The organism is Actinokineospora lacus (assembly GCF_053813445.1).
Map to the genome: position 1 here is coordinate 196,049 of NZ_JBQERA010000001.1, position 20,070 is coordinate 216,118.

At 73.4% G+C, this 20,070-nt stretch carries 21 protein-coding genes; 11 read left to right on the top strand and 10 right to left on the bottom strand.

Annotation, left to right across the window (positions count from 1 at the left end; translation table 11 throughout):
- The first annotated feature begins 14 nt into the window (after nucleotides 1–14).
- Both ACTG9Q_RS01010 and ACTG9Q_RS01015 read left to right on the top strand, forming a co-directional pair.
- Nucleotides 15–1,190, top strand: coding sequence for a homogentisate 1,2-dioxygenase (locus tag ACTG9Q_RS01010; protein WP_455571291.1), 1,176 nt, complete (start codon nucleotides 15–17; stop codon nucleotides 1,188–1,190).
- 67 nt (nucleotides 1,191–1,257) lie between these two features.
- Nucleotides 1,258–1,806, top strand: coding sequence for a hypothetical protein (locus ACTG9Q_RS01015; protein WP_455570634.1), 549 nt, complete (start codon nucleotides 1,258–1,260; stop codon nucleotides 1,804–1,806).
- Here ACTG9Q_RS01015 and ACTG9Q_RS01020 read toward each other — a convergent pair.
- A complete protein-coding gene (locus ACTG9Q_RS01020; protein ID WP_455570635.1) occupies nucleotides 1,803–2,888 on the bottom strand; it encodes a hypothetical protein in 1,086 nt (361 codons plus the stop codon). The two genes, ACTG9Q_RS01015 and ACTG9Q_RS01020, sit on opposite strands and share 4 nt — an antisense overlap.
- A 129-nt stretch (nucleotides 2,889–3,017) precedes the next feature.
- On the opposite strand from ACTG9Q_RS01020, the gene ACTG9Q_RS01025 reads away from it, so the two are divergent.
- Both ACTG9Q_RS01025 and ACTG9Q_RS01030 read left to right on the top strand, forming a co-directional pair.
- Entirely contained in the window at nucleotides 3,018–3,776 is a 759-nt protein-coding gene (locus ACTG9Q_RS01025) for a DUF2470 domain-containing protein (protein WP_455570636.1), read from the top strand.
- Nucleotides 3,777–3,805: 29 nt separating this feature from the next.
- Nucleotides 3,806–4,600, top strand: a complete 795-nt coding sequence (locus ACTG9Q_RS01030) for a CPBP family intramembrane glutamic endopeptidase (RefSeq protein ID WP_455570637.1) — start codon at nucleotides 3,806–3,808, stop codon at nucleotides 4,598–4,600.
- Between the two features lie 6 nt (nucleotides 4,601–4,606).
- Here the strand turns inward: ACTG9Q_RS01030 and ACTG9Q_RS01035 are convergent, their stop codons facing one another.
- Nucleotides 4,607–5,176: a suppressor of fused domain protein gene (locus ACTG9Q_RS01035; protein ID WP_455570638.1), complete on the bottom strand. Its 570-nt coding sequence runs from the start codon at nucleotides 5,174–5,176 to the stop codon at nucleotides 4,607–4,609.
- Between the two features lie 76 nt (nucleotides 5,177–5,252).
- Here ACTG9Q_RS01035 and ligD (ACTG9Q_RS01040) point away from each other — a divergent pair, with 76 nt between their 5' ends.
- The 4 genes from ligD (ACTG9Q_RS01040) to ACTG9Q_RS01055 are packed head-to-tail and all read left to right on the top strand — an operon-like array spanning nucleotide 5,253 to nucleotide 10,492.
- Nucleotides 5,253–6,701, top strand: a complete 1,449-nt coding sequence (gene ligD, locus ACTG9Q_RS01040; RefSeq protein ID WP_455570639.1) for a non-homologous end-joining DNA ligase — start codon at nucleotides 5,253–5,255, stop codon at nucleotides 6,699–6,701.
- Complete coding sequence (gene ligD, locus ACTG9Q_RS01045) at nucleotides 6,691–7,629, top strand: non-homologous end-joining DNA ligase (protein WP_455570640.1); 939 nt, start codon at nucleotides 6,691–6,693, stop codon at nucleotides 7,627–7,629. Before ligD (ACTG9Q_RS01040) ends, ligD (ACTG9Q_RS01045) begins: the two co-directional genes overlap by 11 nt.
- 9 nt (nucleotides 7,630–7,638) lie before the next feature.
- Entirely contained in the window at nucleotides 7,639–8,703 is a 1,065-nt protein-coding gene (locus tag ACTG9Q_RS01050) for a glucose 1-dehydrogenase (RefSeq protein WP_455570641.1), read from the top strand.
- Nucleotides 8,693–10,492 carry a glycoside hydrolase family 15 protein gene (locus ACTG9Q_RS01055; RefSeq protein ID WP_455570642.1) on the top strand — a complete coding sequence of 600 codons (1,800 nt, stop codon included), beginning with the start codon at nucleotides 8,693–8,695 and terminating at the stop codon, nucleotides 10,490–10,492. The genes ACTG9Q_RS01050 and ACTG9Q_RS01055 overlap by 11 nt, the downstream gene beginning before the upstream one ends.
- A 50-nt stretch (nucleotides 10,493–10,542) precedes the next feature.
- On the opposite strand, the gene ACTG9Q_RS01060 is transcribed toward ACTG9Q_RS01055, so the two are convergent.
- Nucleotides 10,543–11,181, bottom strand: a complete 639-nt coding sequence (locus tag ACTG9Q_RS01060) for a DM13 domain-containing protein (protein WP_455570643.1) — start codon at nucleotides 11,179–11,181, stop codon at nucleotides 10,543–10,545.
- 115 nt (nucleotides 11,182–11,296) lie between these two features.
- On the opposite strand from ACTG9Q_RS01060, the gene ACTG9Q_RS01065 reads away from it, so the two are divergent.
- Together ACTG9Q_RS01065 and ACTG9Q_RS01070 are read left to right on the top strand one after the other, a co-directional pair.
- On the top strand, nucleotides 11,297–12,529 hold the full coding sequence (locus tag ACTG9Q_RS01065; RefSeq protein ID WP_455570644.1) for an arginine deiminase: 1,233 nt from the start codon (nucleotides 11,297–11,299) through the stop codon (nucleotides 12,527–12,529).
- A gap of 320 nt (nucleotides 12,530–12,849) precedes the next feature.
- Nucleotides 12,850–13,383 carry a ferritin gene (locus tag ACTG9Q_RS01070; protein ID WP_455570645.1) on the top strand — a complete coding sequence of 178 codons (534 nt, stop codon included), beginning with the start codon at nucleotides 12,850–12,852 and terminating at the stop codon, nucleotides 13,381–13,383.
- Nucleotides 13,384–13,446: 63 nt separating this feature from the next.
- Here the strand turns inward: ACTG9Q_RS01070 and ACTG9Q_RS01075 are convergent, their stop codons facing one another.
- The 3 genes from ACTG9Q_RS01075 to ACTG9Q_RS01085 all read right to left on the bottom strand — a co-directional run bounded on the left by ACTG9Q_RS01075 (nucleotide 13,447) and on the right by ACTG9Q_RS01085 (nucleotide 15,556).
- Nucleotides 13,447–13,782 carry a DUF952 domain-containing protein gene (locus tag ACTG9Q_RS01075; RefSeq protein ID WP_455570646.1) on the bottom strand — a complete coding sequence of 112 codons (336 nt, stop codon included), beginning with the start codon at nucleotides 13,780–13,782 and terminating at the stop codon, nucleotides 13,447–13,449.
- Nucleotides 13,779–14,738, bottom strand: coding sequence for a DUF5926 family protein (locus tag ACTG9Q_RS01080; protein WP_455570647.1), 960 nt, complete (start codon nucleotides 14,736–14,738; stop codon nucleotides 13,779–13,781). Before ACTG9Q_RS01080 ends, ACTG9Q_RS01075 begins: the two co-directional genes overlap by 4 nt.
- Before the next feature lie 77 nt (nucleotides 14,739–14,815).
- Entirely contained in the window at nucleotides 14,816–15,556 is a 741-nt protein-coding gene (locus ACTG9Q_RS01085) for a glycerophosphodiester phosphodiesterase (protein ID WP_455570648.1), read from the bottom strand.
- A gap of 53 nt (nucleotides 15,557–15,609) precedes the next feature.
- On the opposite strand from ACTG9Q_RS01085, the gene ACTG9Q_RS01090 reads away from it, so the two are divergent.
- Entirely contained in the window at nucleotides 15,610–16,794 is a 1,185-nt protein-coding gene (locus ACTG9Q_RS01090; protein ID WP_455570649.1) for a cytochrome P450, read from the top strand.
- A gap of 37 nt (nucleotides 16,795–16,831) precedes the next feature.
- Here ACTG9Q_RS01090 and ACTG9Q_RS01095 read toward each other — a convergent pair whose 3' ends face one another.
- The 4 genes from ACTG9Q_RS01095 to ACTG9Q_RS01110 all read right to left on the bottom strand — a co-directional run bounded on the left by ACTG9Q_RS01095 (nucleotide 16,832) and on the right by ACTG9Q_RS01110 (nucleotide 20,059).
- Nucleotides 16,832–17,740: a DUF4328 domain-containing protein gene (locus ACTG9Q_RS01095; protein ID WP_455570650.1), complete on the bottom strand. Its 909-nt coding sequence runs from the start codon at nucleotides 17,738–17,740 to the stop codon at nucleotides 16,832–16,834.
- A complete protein-coding gene (locus ACTG9Q_RS01100; protein ID WP_455571292.1) occupies nucleotides 17,741–18,061 on the bottom strand; it encodes a rhodanese-like domain-containing protein in 321 nt (106 codons plus the stop codon). It lies immediately after the preceding gene.
- Between the two features lie 76 nt (nucleotides 18,062–18,137).
- The gene (locus ACTG9Q_RS01105) at nucleotides 18,138–19,742 is read right to left on the bottom strand and encodes a solute symporter family protein (RefSeq protein WP_455570651.1); all 1,605 of its coding nucleotides are present in this window, start codon (nucleotides 19,740–19,742) and stop codon (nucleotides 18,138–18,140) included.
- Nucleotides 19,739–20,059: a DUF485 domain-containing protein gene (locus ACTG9Q_RS01110; RefSeq protein WP_455570652.1), complete on the bottom strand. Its 321-nt coding sequence runs from the start codon at nucleotides 20,057–20,059 to the stop codon at nucleotides 19,739–19,741. Before ACTG9Q_RS01110 ends, ACTG9Q_RS01105 begins: the two co-directional genes overlap by 4 nt.
- Nucleotides 20,060–20,070 lie beyond the last annotated feature (11 nt).

Below are 20,070 nucleotides of genomic sequence, written 5' to 3' on the forward strand. Positions count from 1 at the left end.
CACTCGGAGGGACCATGCCCTACTACCGCCAAGTCGGTGAGATACCGCCGAAAAGGCACACCCAGTTCCGCTCTCCGGACGGACGGCTCTACGCCGAGGAGCTGATGGGGGTGGAGGGCTTCTCGTCGGACTCGGCGCTGCTCTACCACCGCCACCTGCCGACGGCGATCGTGGACGCGCAGGTCGCGCCAGACTTCCGGGGTCAGCTGACGCCCAACCACCCGCTCAAGCCCCGGCACCTTCGCACCCAGGACCTGAAGTTCGCCGGGGAGACCGACGCGGTGTCCGGCAGGCGGACGCTGTTCGGCAACGCCGACGTCGTGATCAGCTTCGCGGTGGCGAGCCAGGCGAGCGGCCTCTACCGCAACGCGGTCGGGGACGAGCTGTTCTACGTCCAAGGCGGCAGCGGGACCGTCGAGACCATTTACGGGGCCCTGCGCGTCGCTGAGGGCGATTACGTCGTCCTGCCCACCTCGACCACCTACCGGGTCGTGCCGGACGGCGAGATGCGCCTCTACGTCATCGAGGCGAGCGGCCACGTGCGCCCGCCGAAGCGCTACCTGTCGACCAAGGGCCAGTTCCTGGAGCACGCGCCGTACTGCGAGCGCGACCTGCGCGGCCCGACCGAGCCGCTGCTGGCCGAGGGCGAGGACGTCGAGGTCCTGGTCCGCCACCGCGGCGGCCTCACCCGCTACACCTACGCCCAGCACCCGTTCGACGTCGTCGGCTGGGACGGCTGCCTGTACCCGTGGGTGTTCAACATCGCCGACTTCGAGCCGATCACCGGGCGCGTCCACCAGCCGCCGACGGTGCACCAGACCTTCGAGGGCCCGAACTTCGTGGTGTGCTCCTTCGTGCCCCGCAAGGTCGACTACCACCCGCTGTCGGTCCCGGTGCCGTACAACCACGCCAACGTCGACTCCGACGAGCTGATGTTCTACGTCGGCGGCGACTACGAGGCCCGCAAGGGCTCGGGCATCGGCATCGGATCGCTGTCCCTGCACCCCGGCGGGTTCACCCACGGCCCCCAGCCCGGCGCGGCCGAGGCGTCCCTCGGCGCGGAGCGCTTCGACGAGACCGCCGTCATGGTCGACACTTTCCGACCGCTCGACCTGGGCGAGGCCGCCGCGGACTGCGAGGACCCGCGCTACGCGTGGTCGTGGAGCCGCCGCGGCCCGGACTGGCCCTGAGCTGTCCGGATATCCCCCATTCGGGCCTCCCCGGACGCATAATGTCGCGGTACCCAGGGAGGCCCGAATGCACAGCCACGTCCGCGCACTCGCCGACCCCTGGGGCCTGCTGCTGGCGGGCAGCGCGGCGGCGGTCGGCGTGGCGATCCACCTGCCGCCCGTGCTGACGGTCACGGTGGGCGCCGCGGTGTGGCTGGGACGGGCCATGGTGCCGCGCTACCTCCGCCGCTTCGAGGCCGCCCAGCCGCCGGTCCCGCCGGACGTCGCCCCCGGCTCGACCGAGGCGTGGTGGCTGGACCAGGCGATCGACGCCGAGGCCGACTTCGACGCGCTGGTCGCCGACGGCCCGCTGACGGCGCTGCGGGCGGTGGTGGCGGAGACGGTCACCGCGCTGTACGCGATCGCCGAGCAGGCCACGGCGACGGGCCGCGCGGACGGCGACCCGGCGGACCTGATCGCCGTCCTGGAGTGGGCGACCCTCGAACTGCAGGACGCGGTCTCCCACACCGCGGGACTGTCCACACCGGCGGACCCGGCCGGGGACGATGTCGCGGAACTGACGGCCAGGTTGGAAGAAATCCGACAGACGGTGACCGAGCCCAGCCAAGTGGCTTAGGACCTGCCTGAAGACCGGGGCTCGCCGATCCTGGCGGTGGCGAGGAACGGGTAGCCGGGAAGGCCGACCGCCACCTGGGCCGTGCCGCCGTCCACCGGGCCCGCCGTCCACATGCGACCGGTGGCGGCGATGTTGGCCAGCAGGGCGGGGCTCGGCTTGCGCAGCTCCGCGACCCTGCCGTCCGGCAGCGCCGCGCGGGCGGTCCCGTCGTCCAGGTCCGCCTGCACCGGCGTCCACGGGCCCCGGGCCAGCAGCCTGCTCACCTGCCGCCAGTGCCGCAGCCGGTGGACGCGCCAGCCCAGCAACCCGAGGATCAGCACCGTCACCCCGAGCAGCCCCAGCAGCAGGTCCGCCCGACCCTGCACCCCGCGCCGCAGCAGGTCCACCATCACGAACAGCGCGAAGGCCAGCAGCAGCCCCGGCGCCACCAGGTCGGTCCGCGACCGCCTGCGGGGAGCGGCGATCGCCCGCGCCAGCACCGCGTCCTCCCCCGCCGTCGCCACGGCGGCGGGCGCGGGCTGCACCGGGCTGACCTCGAAGCCCGCGGTCACGTCGACATCAGCCACCTTGGCCTGGCCCAGCGGCAGCGCCAGGCCCGCCGACCGGATCGCCGCCCACCCCCGGGCGTCCGGGCCCACCAGCCACACCCGCCCGGTCCGCGCCATGACCTGCTGCGCCGCCCACGGCAGCGCCGGGGCCAGCAGCGACACCGTCGAGCCGTCGGGCTCGCGCACGTGCAGCGGGGTCCGCGGCAGGCCCTTGGTCACCCGGTACACCCGCACCCGCGCGGGCCGCCACGGCTGCGCGCGCAGCAGGCGGGTGGCGGGCCGCAGCCAGAAGCCCGTCACCGCGACCGCGACCATCGTTCCGAGCACGAACGCCAGCGCCCCGATGGTCAGCAGGGCCACCGCCAGTCCGCCCGTCCCCCGCACGGCGAGCACAATGGCGGGCAGACCGCACACAAGGGCGGCGGGTGGCAGGACCAGCAATGGGCGCCGCAGCCCGCGCAGGGCGCGCGCGGTGGCCGGGTCGGCCAGCGCCGGGCCGTCGGTGGGCGGCTCTGCCGCCGGGACCTCGCTCATGGTTTCCTCCCGGGGTGGCCGGTCGCGGCAGCGTAACCAGTTCGGGTAACCGGTTCGGGCGGAACTCCCGATGACGACTACCGTTCGAGCCGGACTCAAGTTAGGGTGACCTAAGTCAGGAGGTGGCAGGTGACCGAACGCCGTCCGCCCGCGCCCGCCCCCGCCGAGCGGGCGCGCACCATCGCCGCCCTCGGGGGGCGGGCCACGGTCGCGCCCACGACCGACGAGCGCGTCACCCCGGTGCTGCACCACGTGCACGCCGACGGCGGCGTCACCGTCCTGCTCGCCGCCGACCACCCCGTCGTCGCCGCCGCGTGGCAGGCGCCGCGCGGGGAGGTGGCCACGATGGTCGAGCTGGCCGACGCCGCCCCCGTGCCGCTGCGCGAACCCGTGCGCGGGCTGCTGTGGATCAGCGGCTGGTTGCGCGCGCTGACCGACGAGCAGGCCCGCGACCTGGCCGTCACCGTCGCCGAGACCCGGCCCGACCCGCGCCTGCTCGACGTCGGGCACGGCGCGGCGCTGCTGCACCTGACCCCGGCCGCGCTCGTCCTGGCCGACGCCGAGGGCACCCACCCCATCCGGCTGCCCGACTTCGCCGCCGCCGCGCCCGACCCCTTCGCCGCGCAGGAAGCCGCCTGGCTGCGGCACCTCGAGCTCTCCCACACCGACGTGGTCGGCGCCCTGAGCAGGCACCTGCCGACGGAGCTGCGCGGCGGGCACGTCCGCCCGCTGGGCCTGGACCGCTTCGGCATCCGGCTGCGGGTCGAGGCCGTCGACTCCGACCACGACGTCCGCCTCGCCTTCAGCCGCCCGGTGCGCACCAGCGAGGAGCTGGGCCGGGAACTGCGCGCGCTCCTCGGCTGCCCGTTCCTGGCCGCGCAACGCTGACCACACGCTGACCGGGTACCTTCGCGGCCGTGGGAGGGTGGTTGCGGCCCGAGCGGCCTGACGTCGAGATCGTGGACCCCGCCGAGCGCAGGCTGGTCAAGGCCGAGATCCTGGTCGTCTTCCTGGTGACGCTCGGGCTGGCCGGGATGAGCAGCCTGCTGACCCTGCTCGACGCCCTGCTCGCGCCCGCGCCGATCAAGAACCAGACCATCGCCATCAACGTGCCGCTCGCGCGCGCGGGGCTGCTGGACTTCCTCAAGCAGCTCGTCGGCGTGATCCGGCTGCTCGCCTGGGGCGCGCTCGGGGCCTTCCTGCTCTACCGCGCGGGGACGCGCCTGCACGCGATCGGCCTGGACGCCACCCGCAAGGGCCGCGACGGTGCCGTCGGCGTCGGGCTGGCCGCGCTGATCGGGCTCCCCGGGCTGGCGTTCTACCTCGCCGCGCACGCCGCGGGCATGAACCTCGCGGTGGCGCCGTCGACCCTGGACGACACCTGGTGGCGGCCGGTCGCGCTGGTGCTGCTCGCGGTGGGCAACGCGTGGGCCGAGGAGGTGCTCGTGGTCGGGTACCTGATCACGCGGCTGCGGCACCTCGGCGTGTCCGAGAACGGCTCGCTGCTCGTCTCCGCGCTCGTGCGCGGCTCCTACCACCTCTACCAGGGCTTCGGCGGGTTCCTGGGCAACGTGGTCATGGGCCTGGTGTTCGGCCGGGTGTGGCAGCGCAGCACCCGGCTCTGGCCGCTGGTCATCGCGCACACCCTGCTCGACGTCGTCGCGTTCGTCGGGTACTCGCTGCTGCGCGACCGGGTCGGCTGGCTGCCCTAGCCGCGTCTATCGGGTCGGGTCGGTCACCATCAGCGGGTCCGGGGGCAGCCACTCGCCCTCGTGCATGGCGGCCAGCTCGGCGGCGGTGATGCCGACGGCGGTCAGGAACTCCACCCGCCCGTTCGGGGTCTCCAGCGGCGGCAGCTCCGGGTCGTTGGCGAAGGCCACCGCGGTCAGCGCCGAGCCCTCGGTCAGGGGCTGGCGCAGGTCGACGCGGTGGCCGTCGGCGAGCAGGGCGCGCTGCTCGCGGATGAACCGGGCCAGGTGCTCCAGCAGGGAGAACGGCCAGCCGGGGGCCAAATCCTGCCCCGGCAGCCGCCGCACGCGCATGGTCAGCTCGAAGCCCCAGCCGCTCCACTGGGGATCGGCGTCGGAGTCCTTCTGCCACAGTTCGGTCAGGCCGTAGCTGACGTAGTGCCAGTACGACTCGGTCGGGTACGCGCTGCACCCCTGTAAGCCGCTGCCGAAGTGGACGCCAGGGGTGTAGCCGACGTGGCGTGGTTCCACACCCGGGTACAGCTCGCGCAGCGCCGCTTCGATCGCGTCCCAGCCGGGCGCCTCATCGAGGTCGGTCATCCGTGCATTCTGCCGAATCGGCGGCACAGCAGTTTCGGCGGTGGCGTTTCGCCGCAGGTGGCGGTACCAATGGGACATGGCAGGACTCGGCGAGTACCGCCGGAAGCGCAACGCCGGGCGTACCCCCGAGCCGATCCCCGCCGACGCGGCGCTCCCGCGCGGCGACGACGACACCTTCGTCATCCAGGAGCACCACGCCCGCAGGCTGCACTGGGACGTGCGCCTGGAGCGCGGCGGGGTGCTGGTCAGCTGGGCCGTGCCGCGCGGGCTGCCCACCGAGCCCGGCGACATCCGGCTCGCGGTGCACACCGAGGACCACCCGATGGAGTACGCCACCTTCGAGGGCGAGATCCCGCGCGGGGAGTACGGCGGCGGGCGCATGGTCATCTGGGACCGGGGCCACTACGAGACGGTCAAGTGGAGCGAGCGGGAGGTCGCCGTCGTCTTCCACGGCAGCCGCGCCCAGGGCCGCTACACCTTCTTCCGCGGCAAGTCCGACAAGGACTGGATGGTCCGCCGCTCCGAGGCCGCCCCCAGCGACTGGACCCCGCTGCCGGAGTACTTCGAGCCGATGCTGGCCACCGCGGGCGCGCTGCCGCCGACCGCGGAGGACGAGCTGTGGGCCTACGAGTTCAAGTGGGACGGCGTGCGGGCGCTGGCCAGGGTCGAGGGCGGCAGGCTCGTCCTGCTCTCCCGGCAGGGCAACGACGTCACCTCCCACTACCCCGAGCTGCGCCCGATGGCCGAGGAGCTCGGCGCCACCCAGGTCTGGCTCGACGGGGAGATCGTCGTGCTGGAGAACGGGCGGCCCTCCTTCGGCGCGCTGCAGAAGCGCATGCACGTCGGCCACGAGCGGCTGGCCCGCCGCTGGGCCACCGAGCTGCCCGCCACCTACATCGTCTTCGACCTGCTGCACCTCGACGGCCACTCGACGCTGACCCTGCCGCTGAGCGAGCGCAGGGAGCTGCTGGAGGCGATGGAGCTGCGCGGCCCGAACTGGCTGCTCTCGCCGAGCTACCCCGGCGAGGGGGCGGCCGTGGTGGAGGCGGCCAACGAGCGCGGGCTGGAGGGCGTGGTCGCCAAGCGGCTGACCTCGCGGTACCTGCCGGGGCGGCGCTCGCCGGACTGGGTCAAGATCGCCCACGTCCGGGCGCTCGAGGTGATCGTCGGCGGCTGGCGGCCCGGCGAGGGCAGGCGCGCGAACCTGTTCGGCTCGCTGATGCTCGGCGTGCCCAGCGACGAGGGGCTGCGCTACGTCGGGCAGGTGGGCACCGGGTTCAGCGAGGAGACGCTGCGCGTGATCACCGCGAGCCTGCGCGGGCTGGCCCGCAAGACCTCCCCGTTCCACAACGAGATCCCCGTCGAGCGCGCCCGCGGGGCGCGGTGGGTGACCCCGAGCCTGGTCGGCGAGGTGGTGTTCCGGAACTGGACGGCCGACAGCAGGCTGCGCGCCGCCTCCTGGCGCGGCCTGCGCCCGGACAAGGGGCCCGAGGACGTCGAGAGGTGGTCAGCCGATGCCCCGTGAGGTGGTCGTCGATGTCCAGGGGCAGCGGATGCGGCTGTCCAACCTGGAGAAGGTCCTCTACCCCGAGGTCTCCTTCACCAAGGGTGAGGTGATCAACTACTACAGCCGGGTCGCGGGCGCCCTCCTGCCGCACCTGGCCGACCGGCCGGTGACCTTCCGCCGCTTCCCCGACGGCGTGGCCAAGGCGGGGTTCTTCGACAAGAACGCCTCCCGGCACGCCCCGGACTGGATTCGCACCGTCACCATCGACACCCCGGGCAGCAGCACCGGCGCGGAGACCCTGGACTTCGCGGTGCTCGGCGACCTGCCCTCCCTGGTGTGGGCGGCCAACCTGGCCGGGCTGGAGCTGCACGTTCCCCAGTGGACGGTCGGCCCGCGCGGCGGCAAGCGGCTGCCCGACCGGCTGGTGTTCGACCTCGACCCCGGCGAGCCCGCCACCGTCGTCGAGTGCTGCGCCGTGGCCCTGCGCCTGCGCGACACGCTCGCCGAGGCGGGCCTGACCGCGGTGGCGAAATCCAGCGGCAACAAGGGGATGCAGGTCTACGCCGCGATCCGCACCACCAGCGCGACCCGCCCGTCGGAGTACGCGAAGGCCGTCGCCGAGGAGTTCGAGCGGGAGACCCCAGCGCTCGTGCTGTCCCGGATGGCCAGGAACCTGCGGCCGGGCAAGGTGTTCATCGACTGGAGCCAGAACAACCCGCACAAGACGACGGTCGCGCCGTACTCGCTGCGGGCCCGCGGCGAGCCGACGGTGTCCACCCCGGTCACGTGGGCGGAGGTCGCGGCCTGCCGCGAGCCCGCCGACCTGACCTTCACCGCCGACGAGGTCCTGGACCGCGTCGCCGAGCACGGCGACATCTTCGGACCGCTGGTCACGGGCGGGCCGCCCGCGCTGCCCGCCGGGTTACCGGGAGCGCGAAAGGGGTAGCTACCCCTCATGCGCGCTGTGACGGTCATGCCCGGGACGCCAGGACAAGCGACGGTCACCGACGTGCCGGAACCCGAACCAGGGCCGGGGGACCTGCTGGTCGACGGCCTGGCCATCGGCATCTGCGGCACCGACCGGGAGATCGCCGCGGGCCACTACGGCGCCCCCGCCCCCGGCCGCGACCGGCTGGTCATCGGCCACGAGTCGCTCGGCAGGGTGGTGCGCGCGCCCGGGGGCAGCGGTTTCGCCGAGGGCGACCTGGTCGCGGGCGTGGTCCGGCGGCCGGACCCGGTGCCGTGCGGGGCGTGCGCGCACGGGGAATTCGACATGTGCCGCAACGGCCGCTACACCGAGCGCGGCATCAAGGGGGCCGACGGCTACGGCAGCGAGCGCTGGTCGGTCGACCCCGCCTACGCCGTGGTCATCGACCCGGCCCTTGAGCACGTCGGGATGCTCATGGAACCGACCAGCGTGGTGGCCAAGGCGTGGGAGCAGGTGCGCCGCGTCGGCGAGCGGTCCTGGTTCGAGCCGCAGCGGGTGCTGGTCACCGGCGCGGGCCCGATCGGCCTGCTCGCGGCGCTGCTCGGCGTGCAGCAGGGTTTCGACGTGCACGTCCTCGACCGGGTGACCGACGGCCCCAAGCCGAACCTGGTCGCCGCCCTCGGCGCCACCTACCACAGCACCACCGTCCCCGAGGTCGCCGACAAGGCCCGCCCGGACATCATCATCGAGGCCACCGGCGCGGGACCGGTCATCATCGACGCGATCGCCGAGACCGGCGGCTACGGCATCGTCTGCCTCACCGGGGTGTCCACCGGCGGCCGCGTGATCCCGGTCGACGCGGGCGCGATCAACCGGGAGATGGTGCTGGAGAACGACGTCGTCATCGGCTCGGTCAACGCCAACCAGCGCCACTTCCGCCAGGCCGCGGTCGCCCTCGCCGAGGCCGACCTGGACTGGCTGGCCGGGCTCATCAGCCGCCGCGTCCCCCTCGACCGGCTCGACGAGGCGCTGGAGCCCCGCGAACACGACGTGAAGGTCGTCCTCACCCTGGGGGAGAGCCATGCTGCTTGAGGACTACGCCCTGCTCGGCGACCTGCAGACGGCCGCGCTGGTCGGCCGCGACGGCGGCATCGACTGGCTGTGCCTGCCCCGCTTCGACTCCCCGGCCTGCTTCGCCGCCCTGCTGCACGACGAGAGCGCCGGGCGCTGGCAGATCGGCCCGGCCGCGGGCGGCCCGGCGACGCGGCGCGCCTACCGGGGCGACTCCCTGGTGCTGGAGTCCGAGTGGGACACCCCGGAGGGCACCGTCCGGGTCATCGACTGCATGCCCCCGCGCGGCGAGGCCGCCGACGTGGTCCGCGTGGTGGAGGGCGTCTCCGGGCGGGTCCCGATGCGGATGCTGCTGCGGCTGCGCTTCGACTACGGCAGCGTCGCGCCGTGGGTCAGGAGCGACGGCCACAGCCTCGCCGCGGTCGCCGGGCCGGACGCGGTCTGGCTGCACACGCCGGTGCCCACCCACGGCCGGGACCTGGCCACCCACGCGGAGTTCACCGTCGGGCCGGGCGAGCGGGTGCCGTTCGTGCTGACGTACCAGCTCTCGCACCTGCCGCAGCCGCACGCCGTCGACCCCGAGCGGGCGATCGCCGAGACCGAGGCGTTCTGGTCGGCGTGGATGGCCAAGTGCACCTACACCGGTCCGTGGGCCGAGGACGTGCGGCGCTCGCTGGTGCTGCTCAAGGCGCTGACCTACGCCCCGACCGGGGGCATCATCGCCGCGGCCACCACGTCGCTGCCCGAACTGCTCGGCGGCTCCCGCAACTGGGACTACCGGTACTGCTGGCTGCGCGACTCCACGGTCACCCTGCAGGCCCTGCTGGGCACCGGGTTCGTCGACGAGGCGCACGCCTGGCGCGAGTGGCTGGTCCGCGCGGTCGCGGGCGACCCGGCGAAGCTGCAGATCATGTACGGCCTCGACGGCACGCGGCGGCTGCCGGAGTACACGCTGCCCTGGCTGTCGGGCTACGAGGGCTCCGGCCCGGTCCGGGTCGGCAACGGCGCAGCCGACCAGTTCCAGCTCGACGTGTGGGGCGAGGTCCTCGACGGCCTGCACCTGGCCAGGGAGGCGGGCCTGCCCGCCGACGACACCGCCTGGGACGTCCAGCGCGCCCTGCTCGACTGGCTGGAGGGGCACTGGGACGAGCCGGACAACGGCCTGTGGGAGGTCCGCGGGCCGCGCAGGCACTTCACCCACTCCAAGGTGATGGCCTGGGCGGGCCTGGACCGCGCCGTGCACAGCGTCGAGCACCACGGCCTCGACGGCCCGGCCGACCGCTGGCGCGCGGTCCGCGACCAGATCCACGCCGAGGTGTGCGCCAAGGGCTACGACGCCGAGCGGGGCGCCTTCACCCAGTTCTACGGCTCCGAGGGCCTCGACGCCGCGCTGCTCCTGCTGCCCAGGGTCGGCTTCCTGCCGTGGGACGACGAGCGCGTCCTCGGCACGATCGAGGCGATCCGCGGGGACCTGTGCGTCGACGGGCTGGTGCTGCGCTACCGGCCCGAGCTGGCCGAGGCCGTCGACGGGCTGCCCGGCACCGAGGGCGCGTTCCTGGCCTGCTCGTTCTGGCTGGCCGACGCCCTGGCCGCCACCGGCCGCGCCGGGGAGGCTCGGGAGCTGTTCGAGCACCTGCTGTCGCTGCGCAACGACGTCGGGATGCTGAGCGAGGAGTACGACGTGGCCGCGGGCAGGCAGGTGGGCAACACGCCACAGGCGTTCAGCCTGGTCGGCCTGGTGAACACCGCCCGCCAGCTCGCGGGCGCCGAGACCGCGACAGCGGCGTCGCGGGCCAGCCAGGATCTCTGAGAGGCCAGCCAAGGTTAAGGACAGGCAGGATCTAAGGACAGGCAGGATCTCTAGAGGTCGAGGGGCGCCGAGCCGAAGGCCACGTTGAAGCGGTCGCACCAGATGACGACGCTGCGCATCCCGTCGAGGTCGGCGTCGGCGGGGATGGCGTAGTTCTGGTTGCCGTCGGTGGCCTTGACCTTGCCGAGGCGCAGGTAGCGGCCGTCGTCGTACTTGCCCCACTCGCCGCCCGCGGTGGCGTCGGTGATCCACACGTGGATGTCGGGCCCGTCGGAGGTGGAGAAGCCCTCCAGGCGCAGCAGGCGGGCGCCGTTCTGCTCCAGCACGCGGGCGGTGCCGCGGGTCTCGTGCTCCTGGCTGACGAAGGCGCCCTGGGCGAGGACCGCCGGTCCGGCGGGGGCGGTGGTCGTCGGCGCCGCGGTCATGGGCTTGGCCGCGCCGGTCGTCGGCTGGGCCATCGGCTGGGATGTCGGCTGGGCCATCGGCTGGGACGTCGGTTGGGCCGCGGTGGTCGTGGGGGCGGCCGTGGTCAGCGGGGCCTCGACCGCGAACCCCGCGGGCAGCGCCTCGTCCACCTCGCTGCGGGTGAACACCTTCCAGGGCTGGAAAGCCCACAAACCGACGGTCGCGACGACAACCACGAACGCCAGCGCCACCCAAGTGACCTTCTTGCGCAACAAACCGCGCATCAATGCAGCCTTTCGTTTAACGAACCGACAAACGCCTTCACCGATTCCGGCTTCTTCTTCCAGTCTGCCCGGTCAGCGGCGGCATTTTCCTTACCGACTGGTTACGCTGCCGGACGTGACCGACCTTCCCGTGCCCGACGCCGAGAACCCCGCGCCCGCGCCCCGGGTCGACAGCGAGGTGGGGCCGCTGCGCACGGTGCTGCTGCACCGGCCAGGCAACGAGCTCAAGCGGCTCACCCCGCGCAACAACGACCAGCTGCTGTTCGACAGCATCCCGTGGGTCGACCGCGCGCAGGACGAGCACGACATCTTCGCCGAGGTGCTCGGCAGGCGCGGCGTGGAGGTCATGCTGCTCTCCGACGCCCTGGTCGCCGCCCTGGCCGACGAGCGCGCGCACGCCGCCGCCGCGGCCACCGCCGTCGACCGGCGGCGCATCGGCAACGAGCTGGCCGACGCGCTGGCGGGCTACCTGTCCACGGTCGACGCCAAGGGCCTGGCCGACGTGCTGATGGCGGGCATGACCTTCGAGGAGCTGCCCGCCGCCGAGGGCGCCTCGCTGGTGCGCAAGATGCACCACCCGCACGACTTCGTGGTCGACCCGCTGCCCAACCTGCTGTTCACCCGCGACTCGTCGGTGTGGATCGGCGACCGGGTGGCGATCGCGTCGCTGGCGATGCCCGCCCGCGCGCGCGAGACCGCGCTGCTGGACCTGGTCTACGCCTACCACCCGCGCTTCCGGGCCGCGGGCCGCGCCTACGGGGCGAGCTCCGCCCCGGTCGAGGGCGGCGACGTGCTGCTGCTGGCCCCGGGCGTGCTGGCCATCGGCGTCGGCGAGCGGACCACGCCCGCGGGCGCGGAGTCGCTGGCCCGCTCCGCCTTCGCCGACGGGCTCGCGCACACCGTGCTGGCCGTGCCCATCGCCCAGGACCGCGCCACCATGCACCTGGACACCGTGTGCACGATGGTCGACCGCGACGCGGTGGTGATGTACCCGGCGGTGCGCGACACCCTGCAGGCGTACTCCCTGCGCATGTCCGACGGGGGCGTCGTGGTCGACGGCCCGACGCCGTTCCTCGACGCCGCCGCGGCGGCCATGGGGATCGACCGGCTGCGAGTGATCGACACCGGCCTCGACCCGGTCACCGCCGAGCGCGAGCAGTGGGACGACGGCAACAACACCCTGGCCGTCGCGCCGGGTGTCGTCGTGGCCTACGAGCGCAACGTCGAGACCAACTCCCGGCTGGAGGACGCGGGCATCGAGGTGCTGCGGATCAGCGGCTCGGAGCTGGGCACCGGCCGCGGCGGCCCCCGCTGCATGTCCTGCCCGGTCCACCGCGACGCGCTCTAGGCGAGCACCCACCGCACCGCCAGGAACGCCCCCGCGCCGAAGACGAGCATCAGGACGATCAGGACGCCGGTCAGCCAGCCCTTCTCCGACATCATCGCCCCACCGATCGAGTGAACAACACACGGGCCTCCCTGGAAGTACGGTGATCTTGTCACCTCCCGGGCGCGGCCCGCATCCGACCCGTTCCCCCTATGGGGTGAATCATTAGGAATGCCTAACCTGAATAGCGTTCCGATAGGCTTGCCTAATGTGACAGAAATGGACCGGGAATTACCTCGAAAGGATCGCGAAACCACCGGATCGAACGTATTCTCCTCAGCATGACCTCGAAGTTCCATCGCCTGCTGCAGGCCCAGATCCGCAACGAGTTCACGGCCTCCCAGCAGTACGTGGCGCTGGCCGTGTGGTTCGACAGCGAAGACCTTCCCCAGCTGGCCCGGCACTTCTACCGGCAGTCGCTCGAGGAGCGCAACCACGCCATGATGATCGTGCAGTACCTCATCGACAAGGACATCCCGGTGACCATTCCCGGGGTCGACGAGGTCCGCAACGAATTCGGCGAGGTGGCCGACCTCGTCGCCCTGGCGCTCCAGCAGGAGCGCGGCGTCACCGACGACATCATCGCCCTGGCGAAGGTCGCCCGCGACGAGGACGACTACGCGGGCGAGCAGTTCATGCAGTGGTTCCTCAAGGAGCAGGTCGAGGAAGTCGCCCAGATGACCAGCCTGCTCAACGTCGTCAAGCGCGCCGAGGGCAACCTGTTCCACGTCGAGGACTTCCTCGCCCGCGAGCACGTCGGCGCCACCGACAACACCGATCCCCTGGCCCCGCGCATCGCGGGCGGCACCGTCTGATCAGCACGACATGACAAGAGCGGGCGGCCCAGGCCGCCCGCTCTTGTCATGTCCAGGTCGTGCCTAGCGGTGGGCCAGCGCGGCGGGCAGCGTGAACCGCCCGTCCGGGCCGGGCGGGAAGTCGTGGACGGCGACCACCGCGGCGGCCGTGATCGGCCCGTAGACGTGCGGGAACCAGGGGCCGTCTGGGATCGGCGGCGAGCCGGGCTCCCAGCGCACCGGGACGTCCAGCAGCGCGGGATCGATCTCCAGGAGGACCAGGTCGTCGCGGCCCTGGAAGATCCGGTTGGCAGGCAGGTGCGCGGTGCCGAAGTCCGAGCAGTGGATGAACTCCTCGGCGCCCAGCGGCCGCAGCTCGGCCGCGGGCCACTGCGCCCGCGGGAGGATGTGCAGGATCATCGGATGGTGATCTGCCTGCCGAGGAGGCCGTCGCGGGCGCGGCGCTCGGCGCCGGTCAGCGGGTCGCTGTCCAGCGAGGCCAGGGCGGCGTCGACGCGCGCGCCGAGGTCGGTGGCCGGGGCCGCCCACTCACGGGCGTGCAGCTCCCGGTCGAGGTCCCACACCGGTACCAGCAGGCCGTGGGCGCGGAACGAGCCCGCGTAGCGCGAGCCCTCGCCCATGGCCAGCTCCCCGCGGGCGTGCAGGCGGGCCAGCGCGGCCAGCAGGCGCTCCTCGGGCTCCGGGCGCACCCAGCGCAGGTGGGCCTTCTCCCCCGCGTCGACCCAGTAGGCGGCCGGGCCGACCTGCTCGGTGGGCAGGATGGCCTGGTTGGCGCGCTCCAGGGACAGCGCGACGTCGCCGGAGGGCTCGCTGCCCTCGGGCAGCCACCAGCCGAAGTCGGCGTGCACCTCGACGGTCAGCTCGGCATCGGTGTCGACCAGGTCCTGCAGCCGCTCGGGCTCCGAGCCGGGGTCGACCTCGGGGCCGACAACGGAGAGCACGTCGCCCGCCTCGGCCGTCATCAGCCAGCGCAGAGCCCTGGCGAGGTCGCGGCTGATGTCGTTGGAGCGGGTCTGGACCTGCAGCCCGAGGAAAGCCACCCCGTCGGCGCGCACGAGCGCGGCGGCGGCCATCGGCAGCACCGTCGCCAGCGTCACCTCTCGCTCGCCCTGGTCCTTGAGGGCCAGCTTGGCCGTGCCCGACGGCACGAACTCGCGCAGCGCCACCAGCTCGCACTCGAACGCCAGCCCCTCGAACGGCCGGGCCACCGGCACGTCGACCACACCGCCCGAGGAGCCGTGGCACGCCTTGTAGCGCTTGCCTGAGCCGCACGGGCAGGGCTGGCGCGGGTTGACGCCCGAGGAGTCCTGCTCCTTGACCTTGCGCGCGCTCTTCACCGCGGATCGCTTGGACACCTGGGCACTCCTCGTCGAGACCGGGGACACCTATGCGTTTGACGCTACCCAACCGCCCTTATCGGCCCGGTGGCAGGTCACACTCCCGGACCGGCCAGGGCGGCCCGGGTCGACGCCGGGGCGTTCGTGGCGATCCACCGGACGCCGATGTCCGCGCACAGCGCCGCGTCGCGCGGCTCGTCGACGGTCCAGCAGTACGTGGCGTGGCCGTGGCGGGCGGCGCGGGCGACGTAGCCGGGGTCGCGGCGGAGCAGGCCGATGCTGGGGCCGGTGTAGTCCGCCCACGGCGGCAGCGTGCCGTCGCGCTGGGTCGGCCACAGCTGGCTCAGCAGCAGGACCGTCGGCAGCAGGGGCGCCGCCGTCCGCACCCGGCGCACGGCCAGGGTGGAGAAGGACATCACCACGACCGGCGACTCGTCCTTTGTGGACGGCGCGGCCAGGCCGTGCCTGGCCAGCAGCGCCACCAGCTTCGTCTCCACCAGACCGCCGTAGCGCACCGGGTGCTTGGTCTCGACGAACAGCCGCGCGCCGTGGTCGACCGCGAGGCCGAGCAGCGCGTCCAGCGTCAGCACGCCGACCTCGCCGCCGTAGTCCAGCAGCGCCATCTCGGCCAGGGACAGGGTGCTGACCACCCCGCGGGCGTTGGTCGTGCGGTCGACGCGGCGGTCGTGCACGCAGACCAGGTGCCCGTCGCGGGTCAGGCGGACGTCGCACTCCAGGGCGTCGGCCCCCTGGGTCAGGGCCAGGTCGTAGGCGGCCAGGGTGTGCTCGGCGGCGAGCGCGGAGGCACCGCGGTGGGCGACGACGGCGGGCTGCACGCCGCGGATGATGCCGGCCCGGTCCCCAGAAGAACACGGTTAGCGTGGGCCCCATGACGTTCGACCCCGCCGACCCGCGGTTCATCGCCGACCCGTACCCGGTGTTCGCCCGGCTGCGCGCCGAGGCGCAGGTGCACCACAGCGCCGCGCTGGGCCTGGCGGTGGCCGTCTCGCACGGGGCCTGCTCCGCGGTGCTGCGGCACCGGGGCCTCGGCCGGGTGTGGGCGGACGCCCGCCCGGTGGAGGCGTTCGCCGCGGTCAACCTGCTGCACCGCAACTCGCTGCTGGAGAGCGAGCCGCCGACGCACACCCGGCTGCGGCGGCTCATCTCCGCGGCGTTCGGGCGGGGCCACACCGAGCGGCTGCGGCCGCGGGTGCGGGAGCTGGCCGAGGACATGGTCGCGGGCCTGGCCGACGCGGCCCGGCGCGACGGGTCCGCCGACCTCCTGGCGCACGTGGCCGCGCCGCTGCCGATCGCGGTGATCGGGGAGCTGCTCGGCGTGCCCGAGGCCGACCGCGGGCTGCTGCAGCCGTGGTCGAACGCGATCGTGAAGATGTACGAGTACGGCCTGGCCGCCGAGCAGGCCGCCGCCGCGGAGACCGCCGCCGCCGAGTTCGTCGCCTACCTGCGCGAGCTGGCCGCGCACCGCCGCGACCATCCCGGTCCCGACCTGATCTCCGACCTGGTCGCCGTGCGGGACGGCTCCGACCGGCTCAGCGACGACGAGCTGGTCGCCACCGCGGTGCTGCTGCTCATGGCCGGGCACGAGGCGACGGTCAACGTCATCGGCAACGGCGTGCACGCCCTGCTCACCCACCCCGCCGAGTGGGCCAGGCTGCGCGCGGACCCCGCCCTGCTGCCCACCGCGGTCGAGGAGCTGATCCGCTACGACGCGCCCCTGCAACTGTTCGAGCGCACGGCGACCGAGCCGGTGGAGATCGCGGGCCACCGGGTCGAGCCGGGGGCGAAGATCGCCGCCCTGCTCGGCGCCGCCGCCCGCGACCCGGCCGTCTTCCCCGACCCGGACCGCCTCGACGTCGGCCGCGCGCCCAACCCGCACCTGGGCTTCGGCGCGGGCATCCACTACTGCGTCGGCGCCCCGCTGGCCCGCGTCGAGATCGCCGCCGCGCTGCGCGCGCTGCTGGCGCGGATGCCGGACCTGCGACTGGCCGCCGACCCGGTCCGCAGGCCCGAGTTCGTGATCCGCGGCTGGGCCGCCCTCGCCGTCACGGGCTGACCGGTTCGACGCCAGCCGGGCTCAGCGACAGCCGGGCTCAGCGGCGGGAGTTCTCCGGCCGGGCGCGCCGGGCGGGGTCGGGGGCGCCGGTGACCCTGATCAGCCGCAGGCGGGGCACCGAGGCCGGGTCGATGGGGGCCAGCAGCCTGGTGAGCCTGGTGACCACCAGCGCCGTCATGACGGCGGCGGCCGCGGCGGCGAGGTCGGTCGCGGCGGCCAGCAGCACCCCGTCGGCCAGCGCCTGCACCCCGTCGCGGAGGCGCCACAGGACCGTCACGGCGAACAGCGCGCCGCACACCGCCAGGACCACCCACCAGGCCCGGACGAGCCCGCTGGGCGACGGGCGGGCATCCGCGGGCCGCTCCAGCGTCGAGTGCTCCAGCTCGGCCATCGCCGAGCCGGCCACCACCAGGTTCACCCCGGGGACCAGCAGGCTCGGCAGCACGTGCCGGTCCGGCCGGGCGGGCAGGTAGCCCGCCTGCTCGCCCGCGGCGCGCCGGGCGGCGAAGAACCACCACAGCGTCGCGGCCACCGCGCACAGCGCCGCCACCAGCGCCAGCGACGCGGCGGTCACCACCAGGGTGTCGGACAGGACGACGGTGTCGCGCACGAGCGCGCTCGTGCGCCCGCGGAGCAGCAGCGTGTACCGGAACACCTCGGCGGCGGCGGCGAGGACCGACAGCACCGCCAGTGTCCACAGCAGGGTCAGCGCGAAGGTCGCCCGCGCGCGGACCCGCACCGGCGGCGCGGGCGCGTCCCCCACACCGGGGATCGACACGCCGGGGATCGATGTCGGACGCCGCCAGGCCAGCGCGGGGAAGCCCCAGCGCGGCGGGGTGCGGTAAGTCGGCGGGCCGAGGTAGGCCATGCGCCGGGCCGGGCGCGGCGCGGGGTAGGCGCCGGGGGGCGGCGTGGCCTCCCAGCGCACCGGCGGCGTCGGGCGCACCTAGATGACCTCGGGGGCTGTCCCGGTCTCGCAGGCCATCGGCCTGCCCGCGGCGGCCCAGGACTGCATGCCGCCGTCGACGTTGACCGCGTCCCAGCCGTTGGCGTTGAGGTACGCGGTGACCCTGGCCGAGCGCCCGCCGGAGCGGCAGATCACGTGCAGTGGCGAGTGGGGCAGCTCGTCGAGACGGCCCGCCAGCTCGCCCATCGGGATGTGGACGGCGTCGGGGGCGTGCCCGGCGTCCCACTCGTCTTGCTCCCGGACGTCCAGCAGCGCGGCGTCCGCGGGGAGGTCGGTCACGGTCACGGCGGGCACGTTCATCACGGTGCCGATGCTGCCACGCCGACCTGTAGAACGCTGGTGAAGGGGCGGCCACAAGGGACCGCCCCCACCCACTTCAGTGCGTGAGCGCCGCCTTCTCCGCGCCCGTGCCGGTCAGCGCGCGGACCTCCATCTCGGCGTACTTCGCCGCGCTGGCGGGCTTGCCGAGCACGGTGCCCAGCCAGCCGAGCAGGAACGACACCGGGATGGACACCAGGCCCGGGTTGGCCAGCGGGAACACGTCGAAGTCCGCGTCGGGGAACATCGCCTTGGGCGAGCCGGACACCGCCGGGGACAGCACGATCAGCAGCACGCACACCGTCAGGCCGCCGTAGATGCTCCACAGCGCGCCGGTGGTGTTGAACTTCCTCCAGAACAGCGAGTACAGGATCGTCGGCAGGTTCGCCGAGGCCGCCACCGCGAAGGCCAGCGCGACGAGGAACGCCACGTTCTGCCCGTTGGCCGCGATGCCGCCGACGATGGCCACCGCGCCGATCACGACCGCGGTGATCCTGGCGACCCTGACCTCGGAGTCCTTGTCGTCGGCCTGCCCCTTCTTGATCACGTTGGCGTAGATGTCGTGGGCGAAGGACGCCGACGCGGTGATCGTCAGGCCCGCGACGACGGCCAGGATCGTGGCGAAGGCGACCGCGGCGATGAACCCGAGCAGCACCGGCCCGCCCAGCGCCTCGGCCAGCAGCGGCGCCGCGGAGTTGGCCCCGCCCGGGGCGTTCCTGATCGCCTCCGGGCCGACCAGCGCCGCCGCGCCGTAGCCCAGGACGAGGGTGAACAGGTAGAACAGCCCGATCAGCGCGATCGCCCACACCACAGACCGGCGCGCCTCCTTGGCGGAGGGCACGGTGTAGAAGCGCATGAGGATGTGCGGCAGGCCCGCGGTGCCCAGCACCAGCGCGATCGCCAGGGACAGGAAGTCCAGCTTGCTGGTCTCGCTGGCGCCGTACTGCAGGCCCGGCCCCAGCACGGCCTGGCCCTGCGGGCTGGCCTCGACGGCCGCGCCGAGCAGGGTGGAGAGGTTGAGCCCGAACTTCGCCAGCACCCACACCGTCATCACCGCGGCGCCGGTGATCAGCAGCGCGGCCTTGATGATCTGCACCCAGGTGGTGCCCTTCATGCCGCCGATGAGCACGTACATGATCATCAAGGCGCCGACGACGGCGATCACCAGCGCCTGGCCGGTCTTGTCGGTGATGCCGAGCAGCAGGGCGACCAGGCCGCCCGCGCCCGCCATCTGGGCCAGCAGGTAGAAGAAGGACACCGCCAGCGTGGAGGTCGCCGCCGCGGCGCGGACCGGGCGCTGGCGCATCCGGAAGGCCAGCACGTCGCCCATCGTGTACTTGCCGGTGTTGCGCAACAGTTCGGCCACCAGCAGCAGCGCCACCAGCCAGGCGACCAGGAAGCCGATCGAGTAGAGGAAGCCGTCGTAGCCGTTGAGCGCGATCGCGCCCGCGATGCCGAGGAACGACGCCGCGGAGAGGTAGTCCCCGGAGATGGCGATGCCGTTCTGCGGCCCGGTGAAGGAGCGCCCGGCGGCGTAGTAGTCCGACGCGGTGCGGGAGTTCTTGCTGGCGCGGAACACCACGACCATGGTCACGGCCACGAACGCGGCGAAGATCGCGAGGTTGAGCGCGGTGTTCGAGCCCGCCGTCTGGGCGAGGGTCATCGGGACTCCAGGTCGTGCCGAATGCGGTCGGCCAGCGGGTCGATCCGGCGATCGGCGTGGCGGACGTAGAGGAAGGTGATGAGGAAGGTCGAGGCGAACTGGGCCAGTCCGAGGACGAGGCCGACCGTGATGTTCCCGACGACCCGCGCGGACATGAATTCCGGGGCGTAATCGGCCAGCAGGACGAAGGCCAGGTACCAGATCAGGAACGCCGCGGTCATCGGGAAGACGAATCCGCGGAGCCGTCGCCGCAACTCGATGAAGTCCGGCTCCTCCCGCACTCGCTCCCAGGAGGTTTCCGCTGGGCTGAGAGTCACTTGCACACCCT